21 protein-coding genes, 1 other RNA gene and 2 pseudogenes are annotated in these 24,505 nt (G+C 42.2%); 14 read left to right on the top strand and 10 right to left on the bottom strand.

Annotated elements, in window-relative coordinates; genetic code table 11:
• Positions 1–445 precede the first annotated feature (445 nt).
• Positions 446–844, top strand: a complete 399-nt coding sequence (locus AACU32_RS37855) for a hypothetical protein (protein WP_096607365.1) — start codon at positions 446–448, stop codon at positions 842–844.
• A gap of 28 nt (positions 845–872) precedes the next feature.
• On the opposite strand, the gene AACU32_RS37850 is transcribed toward AACU32_RS37855, so the two are convergent.
• The 5 genes from AACU32_RS37850 to AACU32_RS37830 form a co-directional block, all read right to left on the bottom strand.
• Positions 873–2,420, bottom strand: coding sequence for a mercuric reductase (locus AACU32_RS37850; RefSeq protein ID WP_096607364.1), 1,548 nt, complete (start codon positions 2,418–2,420; stop codon positions 873–875).
• A gap of 241 nt (positions 2,421–2,661) precedes the next feature.
• Positions 2,662–3,405, bottom strand: a complete 744-nt coding sequence (locus AACU32_RS37845) for a TVP38/TMEM64 family protein (protein WP_339378602.1) — start codon at positions 3,403–3,405, stop codon at positions 2,662–2,664.
• Between the two features lie 115 nt (positions 3,406–3,520).
• A complete protein-coding gene (locus AACU32_RS37840) occupies positions 3,521–4,297 on the bottom strand; it encodes a TVP38/TMEM64 family protein (RefSeq protein WP_445223208.1) in 777 nt (258 codons plus the stop codon).
• Between the two features lie 76 nt (positions 4,298–4,373).
• Positions 4,374–5,084 carry a TIGR04283 family arsenosugar biosynthesis glycosyltransferase gene (locus tag AACU32_RS37835; RefSeq protein WP_096607362.1) on the bottom strand — a complete coding sequence of 237 codons (711 nt, stop codon included), beginning with the start codon at positions 5,082–5,084 and terminating at the stop codon, positions 4,374–4,376.
• A gap of 2 nt (positions 5,085–5,086) precedes the next feature.
• Positions 5,087–5,482, bottom strand: coding sequence for a CU044_2847 family protein (locus AACU32_RS37830; RefSeq protein ID WP_096607361.1), 396 nt, complete (start codon positions 5,480–5,482; stop codon positions 5,087–5,089).
• Between the two features lie 723 nt (positions 5,483–6,205).
• Between AACU32_RS37830 and AACU32_RS37825 the strand changes: the two are divergent.
• Together AACU32_RS37825 and AACU32_RS37820 are read left to right on the top strand one after the other, a co-directional pair.
• Positions 6,206–8,203 (top strand): annotated as a pseudogene (locus AACU32_RS37825) (nSTAND1 domain-containing NTPase); the annotation flags it as partial.
• A gap of 342 nt (positions 8,204–8,545) precedes the next feature.
• The gene (locus tag AACU32_RS37820) at positions 8,546–9,040 is read left to right on the top strand and encodes a pentapeptide repeat-containing protein (RefSeq protein WP_339378733.1); all 495 of its coding nucleotides are present in this window, start codon (positions 8,546–8,548) and stop codon (positions 9,038–9,040) included.
• Positions 9,041–9,140: 100 nt separating this feature from the next.
• Here the strand turns inward: AACU32_RS37820 and AACU32_RS37815 are convergent, their stop codons facing one another.
• Positions 9,141–9,452, bottom strand: a complete 312-nt coding sequence (locus AACU32_RS37815) for a hypothetical protein (RefSeq protein ID WP_339378601.1) — start codon at positions 9,450–9,452, stop codon at positions 9,141–9,143.
• Between AACU32_RS37815 and AACU32_RS40845 the strand changes: the two are divergent.
• The 3 genes and pseudogenes from AACU32_RS40845 to AACU32_RS37805 all read left to right on the top strand — a co-directional run.
• Positions 9,432–9,485, top strand: a pseudogene (locus AACU32_RS40845) (hypothetical protein); the annotation flags it as partial. The gene AACU32_RS37815 and the pseudogene AACU32_RS40845 overlap by 21 nt on opposite strands.
• Positions 9,486–9,603: 118 nt before the next feature.
• Positions 9,604–10,020, top strand: coding sequence for a XisH family protein (locus tag AACU32_RS37810; RefSeq protein WP_096607360.1), 417 nt, complete (start codon positions 9,604–9,606; stop codon positions 10,018–10,020).
• On the top strand, positions 10,008–10,346 hold the full coding sequence (locus AACU32_RS37805) for a XisI protein (RefSeq protein WP_096607359.1): 339 nt from the start codon (positions 10,008–10,010) through the stop codon (positions 10,344–10,346). Before AACU32_RS37810 ends, AACU32_RS37805 begins: the two co-directional genes overlap by 13 nt.
• Before the next feature lie 220 nt (positions 10,347–10,566).
• Here the strand turns inward: AACU32_RS37805 and AACU32_RS37800 are convergent, their stop codons facing one another.
• A complete protein-coding gene (locus AACU32_RS37800; protein ID WP_096607358.1) occupies positions 10,567–11,874 on the bottom strand; it encodes a dihydrolipoamide acetyltransferase family protein in 1,308 nt (435 codons plus the stop codon).
• A gap of 545 nt (positions 11,875–12,419) precedes the next feature.
• Between AACU32_RS37800 and AACU32_RS37795 the strand changes: the two genes are divergently transcribed.
• The gene (locus tag AACU32_RS37795) at positions 12,420–12,938 is read left to right on the top strand and encodes a hypothetical protein (RefSeq protein WP_445223207.1); all 519 of its coding nucleotides are present in this window, start codon (positions 12,420–12,422) and stop codon (positions 12,936–12,938) included.
• Between the two features lie 177 nt (positions 12,939–13,115).
• Here AACU32_RS37795 and AACU32_RS37790 read toward each other — a convergent pair whose 3' ends face one another.
• From AACU32_RS37790 to AACU32_RS37780, 3 genes are all read right to left on the bottom strand, one after another.
• Positions 13,116–13,568 carry a YlqD family protein gene (locus tag AACU32_RS37790; protein WP_096607356.1) on the bottom strand — a complete coding sequence of 151 codons (453 nt, stop codon included), beginning with the start codon at positions 13,566–13,568 and terminating at the stop codon, positions 13,116–13,118.
• Between the two features lie 43 nt (positions 13,569–13,611).
• Complete coding sequence (locus tag AACU32_RS37785; protein WP_096607355.1) at positions 13,612–15,588, bottom strand: AMP-dependent synthetase/ligase; 1,977 nt, start codon at positions 15,586–15,588, stop codon at positions 13,612–13,614.
• A 231-nt stretch (positions 15,589–15,819) separates the two neighbouring features.
• Positions 15,820–16,002, bottom strand: coding sequence for a hypothetical protein (locus AACU32_RS37780; protein WP_339378600.1), 183 nt, complete (start codon positions 16,000–16,002; stop codon positions 15,820–15,822).
• Between the two features lie 1,666 nt (positions 16,003–17,668).
• Here AACU32_RS37780 and AACU32_RS37775 point away from each other — a divergent pair.
• From AACU32_RS37775 to AACU32_RS37745, 7 genes are all read left to right on the top strand, one after another.
• A complete protein-coding gene (locus AACU32_RS37775) occupies positions 17,669–18,157 on the top strand; it encodes a pentapeptide repeat-containing protein (RefSeq protein ID WP_096607353.1) in 489 nt (162 codons plus the stop codon).
• On the top strand, positions 18,154–19,314 hold the full coding sequence (locus tag AACU32_RS37770; RefSeq protein WP_096607352.1) for a 5-(carboxyamino)imidazole ribonucleotide synthase: 1,161 nt from the start codon (positions 18,154–18,156) through the stop codon (positions 19,312–19,314). The genes AACU32_RS37775 and AACU32_RS37770 overlap by 4 nt, the downstream gene beginning before the upstream one ends.
• A gap of 59 nt (positions 19,315–19,373) precedes the next feature.
• A non-coding RNA gene (ssrS, locus tag AACU32_RS37765) (6S RNA) lies at positions 19,374–19,555 on the top strand.
• Between the two features lie 287 nt (positions 19,556–19,842).
• Positions 19,843–21,084, top strand: a complete 1,242-nt coding sequence (locus tag AACU32_RS37760) for an insulinase family protein (RefSeq protein WP_096608351.1) — start codon at positions 19,843–19,845, stop codon at positions 21,082–21,084.
• A gap of 538 nt (positions 21,085–21,622) precedes the next feature.
• Positions 21,623–22,906 (top strand): M16 family metallopeptidase, encoded by a 1,284-nt coding sequence (locus AACU32_RS37755; protein WP_096607351.1) that lies wholly within the window; start codon positions 21,623–21,625, stop codon positions 22,904–22,906.
• A gap of 197 nt (positions 22,907–23,103) precedes the next feature.
• Positions 23,104–23,982 carry a peptidoglycan-binding protein gene (locus tag AACU32_RS37750; RefSeq protein WP_096607350.1) on the top strand — a complete coding sequence of 293 codons (879 nt, stop codon included), beginning with the start codon at positions 23,104–23,106 and terminating at the stop codon, positions 23,980–23,982.
• Positions 23,983–24,139: 157 nt separating this feature from the next.
• Positions 24,140–24,493, top strand: coding sequence for a phage holin family protein (locus AACU32_RS37745; protein WP_096607349.1), 354 nt, complete (start codon positions 24,140–24,142; stop codon positions 24,491–24,493).
• Positions 24,494–24,505 lie beyond the last annotated feature (12 nt).

The raw sequence follows: 24,505 nt of genomic DNA, 5'->3' as shown, positions 1-24,505 counted from the left end.
ATGATTAACAAGCACAAAGGCTATTACAGCTATAGCTTGGTGTACTTCATCTGAGTTAAATAAGTTGGCACAAATAAACCGAACTATGTAACAGAATGTAAAATGCACGAAACCTTGGCGATGACTACTCTGTGGGAACGCTTTCTAGTGCATCCGCTACGCTAACGGCAAACGTTTCACTCGCTGCGGACATACCAGGAAATTGTTACGCCAACTTAGCTTTATTCCCCAGCAAATAATTACAAATTGTTAATTATTAAATGTTTAGATATGAGAGTAGTCTGCTCAGATGTAACAAAAAAGTTACACAGAGGTTAGTTATTTTAGCGGAACATTTTTTTGGTTAGCTTGTCGTGTTTAAATATGACATAATCAAAATGTCCAATTTTTTAGAATTCATCAGATAAAGTCAACACAGGTAGACACTTTTAGTAATTCCCCGAATATGACTAACAAAAAGCATAGTGATGATTACAAACAAATCAGCAGCTATATCTCACTTGAGTTAGCCCTAGATTTTAAAAGCATCTGTGCCCGTTTGGATATTTTTCAAAGCGATGCCTTAGAGCAGATGACTCAAGATTGGATAGCCCAAAAAACAAGTCATCGTCGTTCTGTAACCTCTCAAAAAGCTAAGCCAGAAACAATTGCCGATTTAGTTAATGCCAACCGAGCAAAACTAAGAAAGTGTGGGGTCAAGAATCTGCAAGCACTAGCTAAAGGGGAGGCATTACCAACACCAGGAGATTTTGCTATTATCACATCAGCTTTAAACCTCCCAGAAGAAGAAAGAAAACAAATCTGGCAAAAAAATCTGCGAAATTTCCATAGATTGCGAAATTAAATTTAATTTCCATCTACAGCTTTAAGTTTTAAGATAATTTGGTTAAAAACCCCAAAATTCGTTTAGTGTTATCTGTGAGAAGTTTACGCCGATAGGCATCAGCTGCTTTTTTAATAGCTTCAGCCTGAGTTGGGTAGGGATGAATGACACCGCTTAACTTATTCAAACCTAGCTCACCAACAATCGCCGTAGTTACTTCCGAAATCATCTCCCCAGCATGACGAGCAACAATAGTTGCGCCAACAATTTTATCAGAACCTTTTTTGTGAAGAATTTTCAAAAATCCTGATTCTTCCCCATCTGCGATCGCACGGTCTATACTACTAAAAGGAATTTTAATCGTATCTACATCAATACCTTTGGACTTAGCTTCTACCTCGGACATCCCCACATGGGCAATTTCCGGGTCAGTATAAGTTACCCAAGGCATAACTAAACTGCTGAGTTTGGAACGTCCTAAACCAAAGGGAGAAAACAGCGTATTCTTAATGACAATCCTGGCTGCTGCATCCGCCGCATGGGTAAATTTCCAATTCATGCAGATATCACCAGCCGCATAAATCTTGGGATTTGTCGTTTGCAAATAATCATTTACCTTGACACCGTGGCGTTTATCGTACTCCACCCCAACAGCTTCTAAATTTAAACCTTCTACATTAGGAGCGCGTCCCGCACCTACTAAAATTTCATCTACAGTTACAGAATCTCGATGATTATTAGAGGAAAAGTAAAGCCGCTTACCTTCGGTGACAGTTACCACCTCTTCTAACTTGGAATTTAAGACTAAACGAATTCCTTCCTTAATCAAAACCTTTTGCAAAATTTCCGCAGCTTCCCCATCTTCTTTATTTAAGATGTGAGAACTACTATGAAAAAGCACCACCTCACAACCCAAACGCCGAAAAGCCTGAGCTAATTCGCAACCGATAGGGCCACCACCAATCACTGCTAAACGTTCCGGTCGTTGAATCAAAGAAAAAACCGACTCATTGGTGAGATAACCAGCTTTGTCCAGTCCCGCAATTGCAGGTTGTGCAGCTCTTGCGCCGGTAGCAATTACAGCTTTTTTAAACCGCAGAGTTTGTCCACCAACCTCCACTGTATTTTTACTAGCAAATCGACCGCTACCCAAGAAAACATCCACCCCCAATTTTTGAAAGCGTTCCGCCGAGTCATGAGGACTAATCCCAGCTCTAATGCGGCGCATTCTCGCCATCACCGCAGAAAAATCAACATCAATATTTTTGGGAATATTAATTCCTAATTCCTTCCCATCCCACAGTTCGCCTATCACGCGAGCCGAACGGATAATAGTTTTCGAGGGAACGCAACCCACATTTAAGCAATCTCCACCCATGAGATGCTTTTCAATTAACGCCACCTTTAAACCCAAACCCAAACCCGCCGCACCCGCAGCTACAACTAATCCCGCCGTTCCTGCACCAATTACTACCAAATCATAAACATTAGCTGCTTCTGGATTCACCCAATCTGCTGGATGAACATGAGATACCAAAGTTTGGTTATACTCATCCATTGGGCGAACAGTTACTCTCTCAAATTCTAAATTAGACATTATTTATATCTCCGGAAAAGTCTAAAATCTAATTAACTTATAATTCTGATTCAAAATACTTAATTTACAGCATTTTTCACGTAGTTGAACCACACTCTCAGGGCACAGCATTGCTGTGCCCCTACAGCATGAAAATAGCTGTAATGTGAGTTCAATGCATAATACTTTGACCTCACCCTCAAGCAAATCTGAAACGTCTTGACTCTGTGTTCTCTGCGTTCTCTGCGGTGCAAAAAAAATTTTAATTGTTACTCACCTCCTCCTCTAAAGCCTTCCTGGCTATGCGAGTAACATAAATAGTCACAGCGACTGTAGCAATAAAACCTATAATCCGAATTGCCCATTTTACTGTAGGGTTAGTAGGTTGAGTTTCAGTCCCAATTCTTGCCAAACTACCAGCTAAAGAACCGATATAAACATACATAATTGTTCCGGGAATCATCCCCACAGAACCAATAAAGTAATCCTGCAAAGAAACACCTGTAATGCCAAAGGCATAGTTTAATAAATTAAAGGGAAATATGGGCGAAAGTCGGGTTAACAGGACAATTTTTAATCCAGCTTTACCCACAGCATTGTCAATAGCCGCAAATTTTTTATTATCTGCAATTTTCTGAGCAACCCAGCCTCTAGCTAAATAACGTCCTACCAAAAAAGCTGCGGTAGCGCCTAAAGTTGCACCAATAAATACATAAAGGGAACCCCAAACTACACCAAAAACGACACCAGCGCCTAAGGTTAAAATCGAGCCTGGTAAGAAAGCAACGGTAGCAATAATGTAAAGTGTAATAAAAGCGATCGCTCCTAGTGAACCCAGGCTATCAATCCATTGCAAAGCATCTCGTAAAATTGTTTGGGGATTAAAGGTAGTGGTTGTAGATTGCTGTGCTAAGGCTAGGTCTGTGGTGGATAGGAAAAGGATAGTTACTGCTAGCAATGTTAATAAAGTAAGCTTTTTTAATGAACCGCCTTCTCTACGAGACACTACGTGAACGCGCAGCGTCTCGCAGAGAAGGACGCCAAATCCGCCAAGGAAGAGAGGAAAGAAGAGGTAGGAATTTCTTACAGTCGCGGTAGATGGTTTGAAAATCTGATTAATTTTAGTTATTTGTGTCATGGGTATTTGTGGCTGTTGCTACACTTTCTTTGAGAGCTTTTTGAGCAACTTTTGTAACATAGATAGTCACGGCGACTGTAGCAATACAACCCATCACTTGGATGACCCATTCTCCGATTTGAGCTTGAGTATTACTAGGCTGATTAGGCGTATTCAGCATGGCAAGATTACTAGCTAGAGAACCGATATAAACATACATCACTGTACCCGGAATAATGCCTATAGAACCTAAGATATAATCTTTGAGGGAAACTTGGGTCACCCCAAAAGCATAATTTAATAAGTTAAAGGGGAAGATAGGCGAAAGCCGAGTTAGTAGTACAATTTTCCATCCTTCTTTGGCAACTGCTAAATCGATTGCTTTAAATTTAGGATGCTGATCAAGTTGTTTAGCTACCCAATCCCGTGAGAGATAACGCCCAATTAAAAAGGCTACGGTTGCTCCAATAGTTGCCGCAATTATTACATAAACAGACCCCCAAAAAACGCCAAATAAACAACCTCCTTTCAACGTCAATATGGAACCTGGTATAAATAATAAAGTGGCTACGTTATAAATCGCGATGAAAGCAATGGGGCCAAAATAACCAAGGTTATTAACCCACATGACTGTGGTTTGTAAAATTGCTTGAATGTTGAGATATTGACTAGCAATTATGACCGTGGCAACTAGACAGCTTAATAGTAAAAGTTTGAGTTTGGCATTTGGCATGGGGCATTGGGCATTGGGCATTGGGCATTGGGATGGGGCATTGGGCATTTGTTATTTATCTCCTTTGTCCTCCTTGTCCCTCCCTCATCTTCAACCAAAATATTCTACTTCCCTGAGAATCAGCTTAATTCTTCCTAAATTTTTCTTGGCGATACCAGCGACGAATTCGCTGTGGTGATATTCCCAGTAAATAAGCGATGATGACTATTTGATTAATTAGGGTGGTTTGAAGAATTCCCTTACGCAACCAACGCCGAGCAGATGTGATAACTGATTCTTGGATAATCGCAATTTTACCAATGCATTTTAAACGGCGGATGAGTTCAAAATCTTCCATAATCGGCAATTCAGGAAAGTTGCCAATTTGCTGAAATATATCTTTTGTGATAAAAATTGCTTGATCGCCGTATGGCATTTGCCAAAAATGCGATCGCACTTTTACCCCCAATTCCACCAACCTCATACCCCAACCCGATGCATCAATCCGCAAGTTAAACGCACCTGCCACTGTTCCCGGTTGTTGTAGTGCGGTGCGAATCATCACCTCAAAGCCAGCAGGTAACCGAGTATCTGCATGGAGAAATAGCAGAATTTCACCGCTAGCAACTACAGCACCAGCGTTCATTTGCACCGCCCGCCCAGGAGATGAAGAAATAACTTTTACACCTAATAATTGGGCTATGGCTACAGTGTCATCTTGAGAGCCACCATCGACCAAAATAATTTCTGTATTTGTACTGTTTTGAGTTGTGATAATTACATCTTCAATATTTGCTGCTTCATTGAGAGCCGGAATAATGATAGAAATTTTGGCAGCATCAAGATTCTGATTCATGATTACTGAGTTTTCTTTTCCGGCTGATTAGGAAAGGAACACTCTACCGTTACCTTGAGATTACTTTCAGCCGTACCTTTAGTCACGTAGGGTATACCCGCCTCACCACCAACTTTGATGCCAAATTCCAGAGTGACTTTATCGATATTAGCCACAGGGATTTTCTTAAAAGCATTCAGCGTATAAACAGTGTAAGCCCGAATCGTCCCTTCAATTGCCTGAAAATTCTGCACTATCTGTTTTTGAGCAGCATCAGCATCCCATCCCTTATTAATCAAAGCTTCTTCCTCACCCTCTGGAGAAACTTCAATGCTAACAGGCGGCGCATCGACATTATTTGTGGCTTCAATGTAAATAATCGTGCCATCTTCTAATTGAATCGGTGTGAGTTGGGGCATAGGATAAATCTCGCGTAATACAGTTACTTAATATCATGTCAAGCTCATTACCTAAAGTATCTACCCCTTTCCAGGTGGCTCAGAAAATCTTTGCTTTCCTCTGGAGCGTTATCTGCGTCCTCTGCGGTTTAAAAGTATTTTATTTAACCGTATAGCATTTCTCGGTTGAGTGAGAAGAACCCCACCCCCAACCCCCTCCCCGCAAGCGAGGAGGGGGCTATTGTGCATTGGTGTCAACTTAACGTGAAACCCGCTTTGTGAAAACGTTTTGCCCTTACCCCCAGCCCCTCTCCCTTAGGGAGAGGGGTGTTTTTAATCAGATTCCCCTTCTCCTTTAGGGAGAAGGGGTTAGGGGATGAGGGCGAGAGGGTATTTGCACAACGCTCGCCCTATATAGCTTTTAACTTAAGTTGACACCAATGGCTATTGTGTACCTCATTTGATGAGGAAAAGCTATATTAGGCACAGAGTAAACAGGGATTTTTTGAGCAAAATTTTTACTCATCTTGAAAGGGCTACCTAAAGTATCCTTACCAATCCCACCCCGCTAAACCTAAATTTTACTCCCCTCCTCGCTTGCGGGGAGGGGCTGGGGGTGGGGTGCTAGTACTTTGGGCAATTTAACTAACATCAATGATTACTACACCATTTTTACGGAAAATACGGTAAATTTTCTGTATAACCTAGAAATAATGCGACACAACTATCATAAGGCTTACCAGGATGAGTCGAGACGCTTTAGTAGTGGGAATTAATAGCTATGACCGCTTAAGAAGTCTCAACGCACCCGCTGCGGATGCAGAAGCCATAGCGCAAATCTTGGAAAAGTACGGGGAATTTAAAGTAACGCGCCTACCTGCTGTCAAAGACAAAGAAAATGAGACAATTCGCATTGGTAAGCAAACTAAAGTTAGTTTAACGCAATTAAAAAAAGCGATCGCTCAACTATTTAAGCCAAAAGGTAATCCACCAGACACCGCGCTACTGTATTTTTCCGGTCATGGATTGCGGGAAGAACAAGGCGTTGAGGAAGGCTTTTTAGCCACCAGTGAAGTTAACCCAGAAGCGGGGAATTGGGGATTATCTCTGCAATGGCTGCGGCGACTGCTACAAGAAAGCGAAGTTAGACAACAAATTATAATTTTAGATTGCTGCTATAGCGGCGAAGTGCTAAATTTTGCTGAGGCAGATCCAGGGGATAGAGGTAAAGGCAGAGACAGGTGTTTTATTGCGGCTTCTCGTGATTTTGAACTGGCGTATGAAGACATTAATAGCCAAAACAGCGTTCTTACCGCCGCACTAATCAAAGGTTTGGAACCAAAACAAGACCGTTGGATAAGTAATTACACCTTAGTAGACTTTCTCAATCAAACACATCACCCCTTCCCCCAGCGTCCCATTTTTGCTAACTCTGGTGAAGCAATTAATCTTACCCGTCAGTGGAATACATCGCCTACCAACTCCACCGTACAAGAATCAGCTATCTGTCCTTACAAAGGGTTATCTTATTTTGACTGCACTGAGGAAGATGCTAAGTTTTTTTATGGCAGAACTGCGTTAACAGATGAATTATTAGACAAAGTGCGTTCTGGTAATTTCCTGGCTGTGTTGGGAGCATCAGGAAGTGGTAAATCTAGTGTTGTGAGAGCAGGTTTACTTTATCAATTAAAATTAGGACGTAGGTTATCGGGTAGCGAAACTTGGCAATTTAAAATTTTTTGACCAGGCGCTAATCCTTTGCAAAGTTTAGCATTAGCATTTGTAGAATCAGGATTATCAGATGTTGAACGCGCATCACAATTAGATAAAGCTGAAGAATTAATTGCTAAAGGAGCAGTCGGTTTAGGAAAATTGATTACTGCTACCCAAACTCAGCGTGTGGTATTAGTAATAGACCAGTTTGAGGAAGCTTTTACCCTGTGTAAAGATGTTAAAAAACAACAAGAATTTTTTGAATGTTTGCTAGGTACTTTGCAGCGTGATGACAATAAACTCTGCTTAGTAATTACAATGCGAGCCGATTTTTTTGGGAAATGTTTAGAACAAGAGTATGGCGGACTTGCTAAGAAAATTCAGGATAATTTAGTAACATTAACACCGATGAGTCGGGGGGAATTAGAATTAGCAATTATTAAACCTGCTGAACAGGTGAGTTTAAAAATAGAACCGGAATTAGTTTCAGAAATGATTGCGGATGTAGAAGGTTCACCGGGAAGTTTACCATTGTTGCAGTATACGCTAACAGAACTTTGGAAGCAAAGAACTGAGCAACAGTTAACCCTTAATGCTTATACCAGGCTAGGTGGAGTTAGGGGAACGCTGCAAACACGCGCTACAGAAGTTTATGAATCATTCTCACCAGAGGAACAGCAGGCAACAAAGCGGATCTTTATAGAGTTGACGCAGTTGGGAGAAGGAACAGAAGATACGCGTAGACAGGTTGTGCAACGGGATTTAGTGAGTTCGCAGTATTCAGAAGTTTTGATTAATAGAGTAATTCAACGGTTAGCAGATGAGAAGTTAGTTGTTACCAATACTTTAGATGTTGCGGAATCCAGAGATGAAAATCTCACGCAAAGGCGCAAAGACGCAAAGGAACAAAGAAGAGTTTATACATCAATTCAGCAAGGTAAAATTGCTGTGGTTGATGTAGCGCATGAAGTATTGATTCGCCATTGGTCGCTATTACGCAAGTGGATTGAAGAAAGTCGGGATGTATTGCGACAAAAACGCAAAATTGAAGCGGCGGCTGTTGAATGGCGAGATAGAGGAAAGGCGAAAGATTATCTACTTCAAGGAAAGCGGCTGAGAGAGGCAGAAGAATTTCAGAAGCAACAAACTGATAACTTAAGATTATCTGACCTATCTGCTGAGTTGATTCAAATAAGTGTCAGACAAAGACGGAATAATCGCTTTATATCTGTTGGTTTACTCTTAATTATCTCGCTGGTTGCGTCAGTAGTTCTGGGTATTGTAATAGAGAGACAAATTAGGATAAGCCAACTTAAGCATGACCTAGATACTGCTAAAAGACAGAATAATCGTTATGCATTCAATACAGCGATGGAGAAGCTAGTGAAAACTAATGAGAGCCTAGCTCATGGAAATTTTAGTGGTGCTGACCTCAGCTTTGCCAACCTCAGTGATGCCGACCTCCGCGCTGCTAACCTCAGCTTTGCTAATCTCGGCTTGACTAACCTCAGTGGTGCCGACCTCAGATTTGCTTACCCCATCGGTGCCAGCCTCGTCGCTACCAACCTCAGCGATGCCAACCTCAGCCGTGCCTATCTCAATTATGCCGACCTCCGTGGTGCCAAGTTCATCGGTGCTAAGCTCATCAGTGCTGACCTGAGCAATGCTACACTCTTGCTTGCCCTGTTCATCGGTGCTGACCTCAGGGATGCCAACCTCACTAATGCCGACCTCAGCTATACTAACCTCAGGTATGCTAAAAATCTTACTCCTGAGCAAGTTAAATCTGCTAAAAATTGGGATAAGGCAATATACGACAAAGATTTCCGTGCCAAGCTTGGTTTACCACCAGAACCAGCTAAGTAGATGGGCAAAATATTTACAGTCATTGCGAGCGAAGCGAAGCGATCCCAGCCATTGCGATTGCTTCATTCCGCTTCGCTACATTCGCAATGACTTTTTATCATTAAGCGATAATTAAGCGATCGCACCACACAAAAACGAACCTTGTAGCGGCTTTCCTCAACTCAATAGCGGCTTTCCTCAACTCAATAGCGGCTATTCTCAACTCAATAGCGGCTATTCTCAACTCAATAGCGGCTATTCTCAACTCAATAGTGGCTATTCTTAACTCAATAGCGGCTTTCCTCAACTCAATAGTGGCTATTCTCAACTCAATAGTGGCTTTCCTTAACTCAATAGTGGCTATTCTTAACTCAATAGCGGCTTTCCTCAACTCAATAGTGGCTATTCTCAACTCAATAGTGGCTTTCCTCAACTCAATAGTGGCTTCCGCAAACTCTGCATCTAATCTGAAAAAATGGCATTAAAGAGCGATCGCCCTTTTCGAGATTGCTTTGCTGGCAATGACTTTTTATAATTAGGCGATCGCGTTAAAATTGAAGCGGTATGTAGTTCAAAAATCATAGATGCCTGCTAAGGATGTTTACCATAATGCTGTGAGATTTGCATTGATCAAGGATGGCTGGGAGATTTTAACAGAAGATTATACTTTGGAGTATGGTGGCGATCGCTTATATGTGGATATTGCAGCCGAAAAATCGATCGCGGCAGAAAAACAGGGTCAAAAAATCCTTGTAGAAGTCAAAAGCTTCTTAGGTAAATCGTTTATTAATGACTTAGAGCAAGCTGTGGGTCAGTATGTTGTTTATCGAGATATTTTGCTAGAGACAGCATTAGATTTTGAACTGTATTTGGCGATTACACAAGGAACCTATAACAGTTATTTTCAACGTCAGTTAGCTCAGATGATTATCAATCGGAATCAGGTTAAATTGTTAATCGTTGATGCAGAAAATGAGGTAATTGTGCAATGGATAGATTAAAGCATCATCGTCAAATCGTCCAAGAAGTTTTAACAGAATATCATCAACTCAATGAAAAATCTGGTTCTACAACTGTTAGTGCTTTAGCCTTTGATGAGGTACGCGATCAGTACCTTTTGCTATTGATGGGTTGGCACAAAGACGAACGGATTAAGAGTGTGATGATTCATATCCGTTTGCAAGCTGACAAAATTTGGATTGAGGAAGATTGGACAGAGGATGGGGTGGCGACAGATTTGTTGCACAAAGGAATTGCCAGGGAGGAGATTGTTTTAGCCTTTCATCCACCTCATCTCAGACAATATACTGAATTTGCGATCGCGTAGCAACTCACCAAGTAAAAAGACTTGAAGTTAAATTAACTCCAAGTCTTAAAAGTAACATTCTTTTCTTAAGAAATTATTCTTATACCAATTTAATGTGAAGTTGCACATATCTCGATCCCCCTAAATCCCCCTTAAAAAGGGGGACTTTGATTCTTTCCCCCCCTTTTTTAAGGGGGGCTAGGGGGGATCGAATTCTATGCAGCTTCATAAAAAATTGGTATTACATTGTCAAAGATTGCGGATTGGTTTCAATTAACTTAGCTAAATCTTGCAAGAATGCAGCAGCATGAGCGCCGTAAATAATCCGATGATCTGCGGTAATATTTACCTGCATTTGTTGCTTTACACCAAACAAACCGTCAGGTGTGGCTACAAGTTGCGGGCGAGATGCGCCGATCGCTAAAATTGCACCTTGTCCAGGTGGTAAAATCGCGTCAAATGTATCTACACCAAACATTCCCAAGTTTGACACGGTAAAGGTGCCGCTGTTGTATTCATCTGGTTGTAGTTGTTTTGCTCTCGCACGCTCTACTAAAGACTTCCAAGTGCGCGATACCGAATAAATATCTACTAAGTCTGCATTCTTTAACACAGGTGTAATCAATCCGCCATCATCCATTGCTACAGCAACAGAAATGTTGATATCAGAATGATAAACAATTCCTTGCTCTGAATAGCTAGCATTGATTAATGGATGTTTTTGCAGCGTTACGGCTACGGCTTTTGCCAATAGCGCTGTCATTGTCACGCCTTTGGATTTAATCTGCTTATAAAGCTTGTCTAGCCCATCGGTGGTAATTGTATAACCTACACGGAAAACAGGTACAGATAAGGTAGCTACCATGTTCCGGACAACTGCATTTTGGAAGGTAGTTAAAGGTACTACCTGTCCCGGAACAGCACTGGCGACGGCGGGGATGGGTGCAGGTGCGGGTGCAGATGGGGGAGTAGGTGGTGCTACTGGGGTGGTTGTGGGTACAGATGGTGGCGGTGCTACTGGTGCGGTAGCGGCTGGCTTACCTTGATTTGCAGCTGCTTCTACATCTTCAGCAACAATCCGACCGTAGGGGCCACTACCTTTGAGCGTCTTCAAATCGATTTTGAACTCTTTCGCCAACTTGCGGGCGCGGGGTGAAACCACTAACCGCCCGTCTTTGTGATTTGAGCCATTTTGAGACGTTGGTATTGCTGTTGCAACAGTTGCGGCTACAGGTACAGGAGCAGCAGTAGCAGGCGCAGCTGCACTACCAGAATTTGCAGCAGACTTGGCGGCTTCGATTTCCGCTTCTGTTTCGACGATGAAAGCGATCGCATTTCCCACAGCCGCAGATTCACCCGCAGGCACTAAAATATGAGCTAGATATCCTTCATAAAAGGATTCCACATCCATATCTGCCTTATCTGACTCCACAACCACCACTGTTTCGCCTTTTTCCACTTTATCGCCTGGCGACTTCACCCAAGATACAATCTTACCTTCGGTCATGGTGGAACTCAGCGCCGGCATAAATACTTCGTAAATGCTCATAGGGTGGTTTGGTGAATCAATGAATTTATGGACTTTAACAGCTTTTACCAGATCGAATTGTATCTTGGTGTGAGGGTTTTCGCTTCGGGATTTTTGACTGCGCTTTGCGTATCTGTTAACGGTTGACTGTTGACTGTTGACTGTTGATTGTTGTACGGGCGGGTTCACAGATATCCTCGTGGATCAACAATGATCTAAATAAACCCGCCCCTACAGACTGTTGACTGTTGACGGTTGACTGTTGACAAATGCCCAGGAACCAAAACCCCAGATGAAGGTCTATATATAAAGCAATTAAATTGCGATCGCTAAGTATTTACAATCAATAGCCACAGCAAGTATTGTATCCCGCAAATGAGTTTGTTATCTATCTTTATTTCCCGCATAATTACTTACCTGATTTCAAAGGCTGCTGACAACCAAAAGGTAGACGCTCAGCGATTCAGCTTCCATTTACAATTCAAAGTTGATAATTTACTTGTTTGAAATTCTTGTTTAATTTTATGTCAGTAAAATGGAAATTGTTTTTGATTGTGATACTAAGTATGTTTGCCACTGCTGGCGCGGGAGTTTATTTCTCTCAACACCAGCCATCAGTACACAGTTTGGAAACTAAAAATGGGCAAGCACAAGAAGTAGCAGCAACTGAGATATCTCAGGATATTAAAACTTATCCAGAGCGTACCCACTATAAAACTATCCCGCTTGCAAGTATTAACTCTACTCTTCAAGGTAGCGATCCTGCTACTCTGGCATTAAATTTGTTTGAGGACAATGTATCAGAGGTAGGCACACGTAAAGTAGAGGTAGCTTATCCCCAACGGAATCAGGCTTTAGTGATGATTACCCAAGTTCAACAGGGCGATAATTCTACTAGTGAAGTTAAATATCGGGTGGAGATGAGTACCTTTGGGCGATCGCTGTTAGTTAGCTCACCTCCTGTATGGGAAATCGTCTGGGCTGGCTCCCAGGTACAATGTATGCCTGGAAGTCGCCCTAAAAAGAATTTCACCCTCAGCTGTCAACCCCCGATTGAGGACTACAAAGCCGGAAATTCCTTGTGAACAGTTTGCTTGCTCAACAAATCCACGCCACAGGCAATTTTCTCAATGATTGCTGTGACATGGATTAAAAACATGAATGCTAAAAAAGATCAGTAGATGCTTTGAGATCAGTCATTAGTGATTGGCTAGTAGAACATACACAGCAAATGACTATTGACTATTGACAAATGACCAAATTTAGATATCGCCACGAATTTCTTCTACAATCCCATCACGTAGAACAATTTCGACTTGGGTTTTGCTGATGAGGTTATCGCCTGGTTCGATGCGGAAAAAACCTTCCATTTGGAATTGGTTAACTTCCTGATCTAACTCCAGATATTGTACTTGCTGGAGGTTTTGCAGGAATTGATTTTTTTGCTCTAGGAGTTCGCTTTTCTTTTGATTGACTTGGAGTTGGATATTGTCAATTTGTTGCAGGGTTTGCGGTCCTGGTGGTTGCAAACTCTGCTTTTGAATTGCGGTAATTGCTCTTTGTCCTTCAATGTCTAGTTGTTGCAATTGCTGATCGGTTTGATTGATCTGAGCTTGCAATTGCTGTTGTACTTCATCTTTCCACAGAGGAGTTACAATGACTTTGACATTAACGACGCGTTTCAAAAGCATTTGTTGAGATTTCGAGGCATCCATACAGTTTCACGTTCACTCTATATTGATTGTTTGTGCGGAATTATTAGCCAAACATGGCGTTAATAATATCGCGATAGCGTTCGGCGACAATATGACGCCGAATTTTTAGTGTTTGTGTCATTAAGCCATTTTCAATGGAAAACGGCTCGGGAATGAGTTTGAATGGGCCAATGCGATCGTCGGCTCGATAGCCGGGACGATTTTGCACTTCCCGATTCAATTCCTTCCTATATAATTCCTGGATTATTTTACTCTCCAGGTCTATTTTTTGACTGGGTGAGGCGGTAATATTATCATTTTTGCTGCTTAAGTCAAGATTTTGAGTTTGGGCCCATTTTTCTAAGGCTTCAAGATTAGGTACAATCAAGGCACCGAGGCTACGTTGATCTTGACCGACAAGCATAATTTGATCGATGTAGGGCGATCGCAAACAAGCATCTTCTATCGGCTGAGGCTCGATATTTTCCCCATTGCTTAAGACAATCGTATCTTTTGCCCTGCCAGTCAGCACCAAATCTTTTTCCGGTGTCAACCAACCCAAATCGCCGCTATCAAACCAACCTTCTGCGTCGATGGCTTTTGCTGTCGCTTCTGGATTTTGGTAATAGCCTTGCATAATTTGCGGCCCTTTCAACAGTACCAAGCCTCGCTCCCCAATTGGCAGAGATTTGCGAGTCTCTGGATCGACAATTTTAATTTCTGTAGCAGGTAGTGTGGGGCCTGATGAACCACGCACATTATGCCAAGGACGACGCACATTAGTCACTGGGGATGTTTCTGTTAAACCGTAGCCTTGCAAAATTTGAATACCAATGATTTCAAAAAAATTATCTATGTGCTTAGGAAGTGCGCCACCACCGCTAATTACATACTTGATTCTTCCTCCCGTTGCTTCTCGGACTTTAGCATACACCAGTTTTTCTCCTAAGGCATGGATCGGGAATAAACTAGAAGCTAGTATCCTAGCTGATAATCGCTCAATTGCTCCTGAGTGAAGATGCTCTAAACTTAATTTTTGGGCAATGCGCTTGGCTTTAATATAGCGATCGCTATTGTTTAATAAAAAATTAACCAGGCGTTGCTTTTTGGCTGGTTGTTCGCGAAACTGCTTTTGCACTCCTTCATAAATTGATTCCCAGAGCCGGGGGACAGCCACCATATAATGAGGTTTAAATTCTTTCAAATCTTTTTTCACAGCACGCAGGTTAGTGTAAACCTGTGAGCAACCTTGAGAAAGTAAGTAATACTCAGCTGTTCTTTCATAGCTGTGCCAAGTTGGCAGGATACTTAAGGCTAATTCTCCTACGTTGGGTTGTAGTACTGTCCCAAAAGTATTGATTTGGTGCAGTAAATTCCCATGAGTCAGCATCACACCTTTTGGTTTACCCGTCGTCCCCGAAGTATAAATCAGTGTTGCTAGGGTATCGTAGTTTTGCTGTACTGGTGCTAGGGAATGGTTACTACCAACTTCTATGATCTGCAAGAAATTCAAAACTTTGAAATTTTCTTTTGTTGGTGGGGTTTCGTCTGAAAGCAAGATTACCAGTTGAATTGGTAAATCGTTGAGTCTATCTTGCAGTCTCTTTAGCGTTTTTAAATCCTCGACTACTACCGCCGTGCTGTCACTATTTGCCACAATAAACAGCAATTCTTCCTTTTCTGCTTGGGCGCTACGTACCGCATCCACCCCCCCAGCCGTCATTATCCCTTGATCGGCAATAAACCATCTGGGACTATTATCGGCAATTAAGGAAATGCGATCGCCTGCTTTCACCCCTAAAGCCTGTAAACCCGCTGCAAATTTTTGAATTTGCTCTGCCAATTGAGTATAATTAAGTACTACTTCTGGTTTGCCATGAGGATCGTGTAGAGCAACGGTATTACCAAAGAACTTGGCTGCTAATGGCCAAATTTCCGGAATTGCATTCACATTTGTATAATCTGCCAAACGCTTTAATGCTAAGCGTTCTCGCTCACTAATATTAGCTAAATAAATAGATGCGGATTTGGTTGTTGACATAACACATCACCTAAATACTGGATGGACTGTTTTTTGAGAGGATTTTACTATTCTTCGGCAACAAATCTCTTTAATATACACAATGGCTTCTGAGATAGCATTTGCGGAAAACTCACGCTTCCATTAACAAAAATTTATGATAAGATGAACTTATATAGTCTTAAGGCTATGGATGTAATTGTATTTAATGCAATTACAGAGATTTTCCTAACAGCCAACAATAGTGACCACCTATTTTACAGGGGGGTGATTACCTGTGGTTTTAAAACACGCTGCATTACTGACAATCATCAATACTGTTGCTTGTCTGGGGTTTCCCAAGCTGCTCTCAATCATTCTCTCATCTAAAGCTAAAGCTGCCGAAACTTCAGCCAATGCTTCCAGTCCGCAAAAAAGCAAAGTAGCAATAACCACCTTTCCTTATTGTACAACTCACACATTGACTGGAGATCCATTCTGTAAGTTCCGTCCTCATTTCTGCGATCGATGTACTCCTAATTAACAAAGTTTTGGCAGTATAAATACTGCGCGAATATTTTGCTGGACGGTTTTGGATCATGCTTCAGAATCCGCAGGTGCATTCATACCATTTTGAAGTGGAATTTTTATCTACCTTGAGATACAAGGACTTTTTCGCCCACAATTCCACTCGGTTTTAAACTTTCACTGTTTGCATAAATTAAATCAAGCTTGAAAAGCTGATTATTGGTTGATTTATTCATAAATAATCATCAATCAGATTTATTTCACACAAGTAATTTATCTTGGCGTTGATCGCTGATTAAATATTAATATTTTGATTTTTATAGCGTTTCTCTGTCAAGTGAGGTATAGTCACCCCACCCCCAACCCCCTCCCCGCAAGCGAGGAGGGGGCTATGATGTACTTCATGTGATTAGGAAATGCTATATATGATAAACATTGAAAAATTCAATATTAATTAAGGTAGACAACACGCGGCGAAAATGATTAAATATTCCTTTAAAAGTCAAATTTCTAGATGCGTCTTTCCCATTAGCTATGCCAGAAATTAAGGATTTGCGAAAGTAGGAAATAGCCGTAACGCAGTGCATGTCGGCAAGTTAATATAAGTTAACAATGGATATATTTGATTAGCTTATAGAGGCTAGAAGAAAATCAAAATTTTCAAAGTAGTTAAAAGTACAGATTTTAAGTCACACTAAGAAATAGACTCACAAATTGTTCATTCAGGAGGCGGTAATCTATGAGTTTCGTAGATTGTATATTATTAACGCTCATCAATACTGTAGCCTGCCTTGCATTTCCCAAGCTGCTATCGATGATTTTGGCAGTCAATCAGAAAAAAAATGCGCCATCCCCAACTCCCATCAGATCAACAGAGTCTAGCCCTGAGATTCCCAGTTTTCCTTAAGCACTGGTTGAATCTAAAACGTTTTCCTACCGACAACAGGACTTTTAAAACATCCTCTTAAGATATAAAGATTAGATCCCCGACTTCTTGAAGAAGTCGGGGATCTTGTGTAAGCATTTCTCAGCTACATCAACAAATAGCGATCGCCAAAGAAAGGTTTTATTTGTAATACCAATTTGAAACAAGAATGCGACAGATGGTAGGGGCAAGGCAATGCCCATTGGTGTCAACTTAAGTTAAAAGGCTTATCCCACAAGCGTTTTACCCCACCCCTCAATCCCCTCCCCGTAAACGGGGAGGGGAGGTTTTGCGTCAGCAAAGCCGGGGTGGGGTAACGCGGATCTTGATTTTAAGTGAGAGAATTCGCTCATCAAGTCTTGGCAAGGGTTTCGCGTTAAGTTGACACGTATGGGCAATGCCTTGCCCTCTAGAATATATTGATTTGTCGCAAACATTATTTGAATTGGTATAACATAGGAGTCGGGTAGACAATCAAGACAGTCGCTACTGGCGCGGGAAAATGACAAATGACTCCTTGATTAATGAACCTTAAGCCTTGATCGTTGAATATTTAGGCGATTTGTGGAAATATCCTTAGATATAGCCTACAGCAGCTAAATGAATTCCCTGATGGAAATGAGATAAGCTAAAAAGCAGTGACCTAGACACTACATGAGCTAAGTAAATATGTTTTGGCGGCAAGGGTTGGCATTAATTTTGGGGATAATGGTATTGTTCACAGCTTCCCCTGCGCTTGCAGACTGGACTCATCCCCTGTCCTTCAGCAATGCAGAATTAACAAGACATGATTTTTCCGGACAAAGTTTGCAAGCAGCAGAGTTCTCTAATGCTAATTTAGAACTGACCAATTTTACAGGTGCAGATTTGCGGGGAGCAGTTTTGAGCGCTTCGGTGATGACAAAATCAAATTTGCATGGGGCAGATTTAACAAATGCATTGATGGATCAGGTAAACTTAACTGGATCTGATTTAAGTGATGCCGTTTTAAAAGAAAGCCTTTTATTACGTACTATATTTACTGATGTGAACATCAGCAATGCAGATTTCACTGATGCAGTTTTGGATGGGGCACAAATTAAAGAACTGTGCAAAAAAGCCAGTGGTGTCAATTCTCAGACTGGTGTAGAAACTCGTGATTCTCTAGGATGTCGATGAAGCGTGTTGGTATAATTGGTGGCGGACAACTTGCCTGGATGATGGCAGATGGGGCAAAAAAGTTAGGCGTGGAATTAATCGTCCAAACTCCCAGTCAACATGATCCTGCTGTAAATATTGCCCAAGAAACTGTTTTTGCTTTAGTAGATGACGCTAAAGCTACAGAGATTTTAGCCGAAAAATGTGATGTCATCACCTTTGAAAATGAATTTGTTAATCTCGAAGCTTTATCTGTCTTAGAAAACCAAGGTGTTTGTTTTCGTCCCAGATTAGCAGCTTTGGCTCCCCTATTAGATAAATATCACCAGCGTTGCTATTTACAAGCATTGGGTTTACCAGTTCCGCATTTTTTTGCTGTCGATGAGTCCTTAATTGAGCAACCGACAGAACTACAATCGAAAATTGCCCATTTAAGTTTTCCCCAGAAAAACCCCATAGTTCTCAAATCTCGTCGTCACGGTTATGACGGACAGGGTACGTTTATTATTAAGGATGGGGATAGTTTACAGCAAAAGCTCACTAGTAGTAGCTCACACTATTTAATTGAAGAATTTGTCCCCTTTGAGCGAGAATTGGCAGTAATCGCCGCCCGTTCTGTAGATGGCGAGGTGGTGACATACCCAGTTGTGGAAACCCAACAAGAACAACAGGTTTGTCGGCGAGTGATAGCACCAGCAGAGATTACAGCTAATTTAGCAGCAGAAATAGACGTGATCGCTCGCACTTTATTAAATAATCTAGAAGTAGTCGGATTATTTGGCATTGAGCTATTTCTCACCCCAGATGGGAGAGTTCTCGTCAATGAAATAGCCCCCCGCACCCACAATTCGGGGCATTTTTCCCTAGATGCTTGTGAAACCTCCCAATTTGAACAACACCTGAGAGCAGTGTGTGGTTTACCTTTAGGCGCTCCTACACTCAAAACTCCCACTGCTGTGATGGTAAACCTACTGGGTTACGAAACTTCCCAAAGCGACTACCAAAGCCAACGCCAACAAATCGCCGCCATAGCCCAATCCTACATCCACTGGTACGGCAAGACAGAATCCCGTCCAGGGCGTAAATTAGGACATGTAACGGTTTTACTCGATACTCTAAACCGAGATCAGGCTCAGGCGATCGCTCGTACCATAGAATCTATCTGGTATCCCAGTTAAATTTCTGAGAAAATTTCTATATAAAACACACAACCAGTTTTGAAGGTTATAATGAGTGAGTTGCACTACGACGTTGGTGACTGCCATCAAGTTTTTTGATCTATGTCTTTAAAGAAAAGGGAATCAACAAGTCTCGTGGCAGTAAACCGGGCAAGTACCCGGAAACTTTAAACGAGGGATTTGATACCCACCTGGTTTAACCAGGTCATAAACTTAGGTAAAACGGCGTCGCGGTGAACTCAAAAATTTTAAGCTCCCAAAGTTAACTTCAACCTTGGGAGCTTTAATATTATTAGTCATTAGTCATTTGTCATTAGTCATTTGTCATTTGTCAAAAAGGCAATAGTCATTTGTCCCCCTTGTCTCCCTTGTCTCCCTTGTCCCCCTTTTCCCCATGCCCAATGCCCAATTCCCAATTCTGTATAAATTGATTCTGAATTAGGCCCCTTTCAGAGTTAAGATGGCAAAATTGCGTTAAATTGTGGTTAAAGCTACAAAAAATTGTCACAACAACAACTCATTGATACCTTGTTTCCAGCCTCGGTTGTCCATCTCGACAATGGTTTAACGTTGATTCATCAAGAGATTCCAACTACCCCTGTAGTTGTGGCGGATGTGTGGGTGCGTGCTGGAGCCACTCTAGAGCCAGAATCTTGGTTTGGGATGGCGCACTTTTTAGAACACATGATCTTTAAAGGTACAGCAACGTTACCGCCTGGGGTTTTTGATCATAACATAGAAAATAAAGGTGGTGTGAGTAATGCAGCTACAAGTTATGATTATGCTCATTATTCCCTGACAACAGCTGCTTCTTACCTGGAAGAGACTTTACCCCATTTAGGGGAACTGTTGCTCAACGCCGCAATTCCCGATGATGAATTTAGCCGGGAACGGGATGTAGTCCTAGAGGAAATTCGCTCTTATCATGATGATCCCGATTGGTTAGCATTTCAATCTCTGATTGGGATTGTTTATCAAAACCACCCTTATGGACGTTCTGTGCTGGGTACAGAGCAAGAAATCATGCAGCACTCACCAGAGGCTATGCGCTGTTTTCACCGCGCCCATTACCAACCGGAAAATATGACTGTGGTAATTGTGGGCGGAATTAATCAAAATTCAGCCGTAGATTTGGTAAATTGCTCTTTTGGAAATTTTACCCCCCGCGCTGATTGTCCGCTATCACAACCAAGCCAAAAGCCCGTTATCAAAGGAATTCACCGTCAAGAACTGCATTTACCAAGACTAGAACAAGGGCGGTTGCTAATGGCGTGGCTAGCACCAGGAGTAGAACAACTCCGTACTGCCTATGGTTTAGATATGTTATCAGTGTTACTGGCAGAAGGGAGAACTTCTCGCTTAGTGCGTGATTTGCGGGAAGAACGGCAATTAGTACAGGGAATTTGTAGTAATTTTTCTTTACAACGGGAATCGAGTTTATTTACAATCACTGCTTGGGTGGAACCAGAACACCTAGAAAAAGTAGAGTTCTTGATTCGCAATCATTTGTCAGAATTGCAGAATACACCAATCAGCCAGCATGAACTGGCGCGTACACGTAGACTTCTATGTAATGAATATGCTTTTTCTACCGAAACGCCCAATCAACTGACTGGGCTTTATGGCTACTATAATACGATCGCCCAAGCAGAATTAGCAGTTACATATCCTCAACAAGTTCTATCTTTTGATGGGGAAGAACTGCAACAATTAGCGAAAAAGTATCTCCAACCAGAAAATTATGCTGTGACTGTCCTCAAACCCTGTTAGCCATTAGTCATGAGCTAATACCAATTCTATGTGAGGCTGCACGTTAACGCCCTCACCTCCGGGTGGGTCTAAATAAACAAAGCTTGCCTCCGCAGGCTAGATTATCAGAAAAATGGGTCTAAAACCCCGTCCTTTGGTATAACGAGGATGTTTATTTCACTTCTTCTCACCCCCTTCTGTTGTCGGGAAGGGGGAAGATTCAAAGTATTTGGACTTGTAGGCTAGGGTCGGCAAATTATTAGCCGTGAAATGGTGTATGATAACAGTAAGTCAGCCCTCTCACTTAACAAAGACACAGAATCTAGCCTCCAGTTTGTCTGGAGTTTCGAGGAAACCGTTGCGAGGCTGTTCTCCTAGACGGTGAAATTCCTTCCAGAACAAAACTTGTGAGCAAGGGACGAGAAACCATGTGTGACTCCTGGCAAAGAATTAAAGGGTTATTGGGATGCGGTCAATCACCCTATTGCTGTCTACCCGAAAGGAATCTGGAACAGCAAGCCTCATCCCCTTGTGGGTAAGGCGGTTGACTTATTGACTAATGACTCAAACTGTGAAAAAATCTATATTTAATTCCCCGATTCACCGTACTGTATTAAGCAATGGCATTGTCGTCTTGGTGGCAGAAAATCCGGCGGCAGATATCATTGCAGCGCGCATTTTTGTCCGTGCGGGAAGTTGTGCCGAAAGCCGGGAACAGGCCGGACTAGCACATCTATTATCAGCAGTGATGACAAAAGGATGCGATGGACTTTCTAGCTTAGAAATTGCGGAAAGAGTCGAATCAGTCGGAGCGAGTTTAAGTACAGATACTGCCAATGATTATTTTTTGCTATCTCTGAAGACTGTTACCTCAGATTTTGCGGAAATTTTAACCTTAGCAGGGCTGATTTTGCGATCGCCAATATTTCCGGAAACTCAAGTTGAACTAGAACGGCGTTTAGCACTACAAGATATTCGCTCCCAAAAAGAGCAGCCGTTTACCATTGCTTTTGACAAACTGCGCCAAGCAATGTACCAAGATCATCCCTATGCTATGTCGGTGCTAGGCGATGAAACAACTATGAGCAGCTTAACTCGTGCGGACTTAGTTGCTTATCACAAAACTCATTTTCGTCCAGATAATGTAGTCATTAGTATTGCTGGACGCATTACACTAGAGGATGCAGTCAAACTGGTAGAAGAAGTATTTGGTGATTGGCAACCTATCAGCGAAAAGCTGCCAATCTTGAATCTGCCGGAAATTCAACTCCAACCCCAGCATCAGCTACAGCCCCTACAGACACAGCAATCCATCGTCATGCTTGGTTATTTGGGTTCCGCCGTAGCTGATGCTGACTATGCCGCTTTGAAGTTGCTGTCTACCTACTTGGGTAACGGACTTTCTAGCCGCTTGTTTGTGGAACTGCGCGAAAAGCAGGGCTTAGCTTATGAAGTATCCGCATTCTATCCCACCAGGCTGTATCCAGGATCGTTTGTAGTTTACATCGGTACAGCCCCAGAAAATACCAGCATAGCTTTGCAAGGACTGCGGAAAGAAGTCGATTTACTGTCTACTACTGAGATAGCAAAAGACGTACTTCAAGCCGCTAAAAACAAAATATTAGGACAGTACGCCCTAGGAAAACAAACAAACGGGCAGATTGCTCAGATATATGGCTGGTATGAAACCTTGGGATTAGGAATTGAATTTGACCGCGAATTTCCGGAGCTAATTACCGCCGTTAATGCAGCAGATGCGATCGCTGTAGCAAACCGATATTTACAAGAACCTTACTTGTCTTTAGTCGGCCCGGAAGCAGCAATTAATAGTGCGATCGCTTAGTTTTTAGTTTGAAGTTCGTAGTCAGCACAAAGCGTGCTTCATCATCCACTGACTAAAGTAGGGGCACGGCATCCAAAGAGTAATCTTGCAGATGCCGTGCCTCTACGAAATAATTTACACAGAAAAAAAAATCACCTGCTTTTTTCTTGGCTCAAGCGGCTGTAATATTAGCATCATGAAGATTGCGGGCATATACCATGAAAGGCAGCCGTTCAGTAAGTAGCTTAAGCCACTTAGATTCACTCAAATCCTCTCTCAGCTCCAGTACCAACAAATTGAATTGGTTACTTTTGTTTTCTGCTGTGCCTGTGTTGATTGCTGCCTCTACCTTGGTAACAATTGCAGCACCACAGAAAATTTCTCAAGCAACCCCAAGCGCTGACATCAATCGCCCTACCCTAGGTATTGGTAGCCAAGGCGAGCGCGTTTCTGAACTTCAGGCGGCTTTAAAGCTTTTGGGTTTCTACACAGGTGCAGTAGATGGTAACTATAACAACATTACCGCCAGCGCTGTTTCTCGCTTTAAGCAAGCAGCAGGCTTAAATTCAGACGGTGTTGTTGATGCTGCTACTTGGCAAAAATTGTTTCCTAGCCAAACAACAGCATCATCAACAGTTCCTGCACCTAAGCCAACCCCAAAATCAACACAGCCAGTCATCGTTCCTGCACAAGCGGGCAACATCAGAAGACCTACTCCTCAACCGGAACCAAAACCTGCGCAGCCAAGACAGCCGACAACTCCAAAGCCACAAAGAAATACCAATCGTTCTACAACCACTCGGACTCCAGCACCTCGGACACCACAAATCCCGCGTTTTGAACGTAGCCCTGGTATTCAATACACCACAGAAGGATTACCAATTTTGCGTTTAGGGAACCGTGGATCGGAAGTTGGTAAATTGCAAGAAGTTTTGAAAAGGCTGGGTTTCTTGAGCGGTGATGTAGATGGAGACTTTGGCCCAACAACAGAAGCAGCAGTCAAAGCTGCACAAAGCCGCTATGGTTTGGAAGCTGATGGTGTCGCTGGTGGCGGTACCTGGGAAGTGCTGTTAGAGCGATCGCAGCGCCAGCGTTAGACTCATAAACAGGGGGTAGGGGGAAAATGATTGTTGACTGTTGACTGTTGACTGCGCCGCACTGAAGCTCACTCGAAGTGTTGATTGTTGACTGTTGACAAATGACAACTGACAACTGACAAATGACTATTGACAAATGACAACTGACTATTGACAAATGAAACACTTTTTATTAACGTGGCTCGGTACTGCCGTGGCCTTAATAATCACCTCTAACATCGTTGATGGATTCAAGATCAAGAGTTTTGTGGCGGCGCTGGTTGCTGCTATTGTCATCGGGCTAGTTAATGCCTTTATTCGCCCTATTTTACGTTTTTTCGGAATTCCCATTATCTTGCTCACCTTTGGTTTATTTACATTTGTGATCAATGCGTGGACTCTTTGGTTAGCAAGCTTCCTTACTCCCGGTTCGGGTTTTAAAATTGAGGGCTTTTTACCTGCTTTGTTGGGATCAATTGTGTTAGCGATTGTTTCTAGTGTGATTAACTATTTTCTGCGCGTGGTTGAATAACACTCGCTATTC

The sequence above is a fragment of the Calothrix sp. NIES-2100 genome (assembly GCF_963875285.1).
GTDB lineage: Bacteria > Cyanobacteriota > Cyanobacteriia > Cyanobacteriales > Nostocaceae > Aulosira.
Note: the sequence above shows the minus strand (reverse complement) of the source record. Positions and strands in the feature narration are given on the sequence as shown.

What these genes read in the sequence shown, in the direction of transcription:
- AACU32_RS37855 (WP_096607365.1), top strand. Translation starts at nt 446, where the DNA reads ATGACTAACAAAAAGCATAGTGATGATTACAAACAAATCAGCAGCTAT.
- AACU32_RS37850 (WP_096607364.1), bottom strand. Translation starts at nt 2,420, where the DNA reads ATGTCTAATTTAGAATTTGAGAGAGTAACTGTTCGCCCAATGGATGAG.
- AACU32_RS37840 (WP_445223208.1), bottom strand. Translation starts at nt 4,297, where the DNA reads ATGCCCAATGCCCCATCCCAATGCCCAATGCCCAATGCCCAATGCCCC.
- AACU32_RS37835 (WP_096607362.1), bottom strand. Translation starts at nt 5,084, where the DNA reads ATGAATCAGAATCTTGATGCTGCCAAAATTTCTATCATTATTCCGGCT.
- AACU32_RS37830 (WP_096607361.1), bottom strand. Translation starts at nt 5,482, where the DNA reads ATGCCCCAACTCACACCGATTCAATTAGAAGATGGCACGATTATTTAC.
- AACU32_RS37820 (WP_339378733.1), top strand. Translation starts at nt 8,546, where the DNA reads ATGGAGAAGCTAGTGAAAACTAATGAGAGCCTAGCTCATGGAAATTTT.
- AACU32_RS37810 (WP_096607360.1), top strand. Translation starts at nt 9,604, where the DNA reads ATGCCTGCTAAGGATGTTTACCATAATGCTGTGAGATTTGCATTGATC.
- AACU32_RS37805 (WP_096607359.1), top strand. Translation starts at nt 10,008, where the DNA reads ATGGATAGATTAAAGCATCATCGTCAAATCGTCCAAGAAGTTTTAACA.
- AACU32_RS37800 (WP_096607358.1), bottom strand. Translation starts at nt 11,874, where the DNA reads ATGAGCATTTACGAAGTATTTATGCCGGCGCTGAGTTCCACCATGACC.
- AACU32_RS37795 (WP_445223207.1), top strand. Translation starts at nt 12,420, where the DNA reads ATGTTTGCCACTGCTGGCGCGGGAGTTTATTTCTCTCAACACCAGCCA.
- AACU32_RS37790 (WP_096607356.1), bottom strand. Translation starts at nt 13,568, where the DNA reads ATGGATGCCTCGAAATCTCAACAAATGCTTTTGAAACGCGTCGTTAAT.
- AACU32_RS37785 (WP_096607355.1), bottom strand. Translation starts at nt 15,588, where the DNA reads ATGTCAACAACCAAATCCGCATCTATTTATTTAGCTAATATTAGTGAG.
- AACU32_RS37775 (WP_096607353.1), top strand. Translation starts at nt 17,669, where the DNA reads ATGTTTTGGCGGCAAGGGTTGGCATTAATTTTGGGGATAATGGTATTG.
- AACU32_RS37770 (WP_096607352.1), top strand. Translation starts at nt 18,154, where the DNA reads ATGAAGCGTGTTGGTATAATTGGTGGCGGACAACTTGCCTGGATGATG.
- AACU32_RS37755 (WP_096607351.1), top strand. Translation starts at nt 21,623, where the DNA reads ATGACTCAAACTGTGAAAAAATCTATATTTAATTCCCCGATTCACCGT.
- AACU32_RS37750 (WP_096607350.1), top strand. Translation starts at nt 23,104, where the DNA reads ATGAAAGGCAGCCGTTCAGTAAGTAGCTTAAGCCACTTAGATTCACTC.
- AACU32_RS37745 (WP_096607349.1), top strand. Translation starts at nt 24,140, where the DNA reads ATGAAACACTTTTTATTAACGTGGCTCGGTACTGCCGTGGCCTTAATA.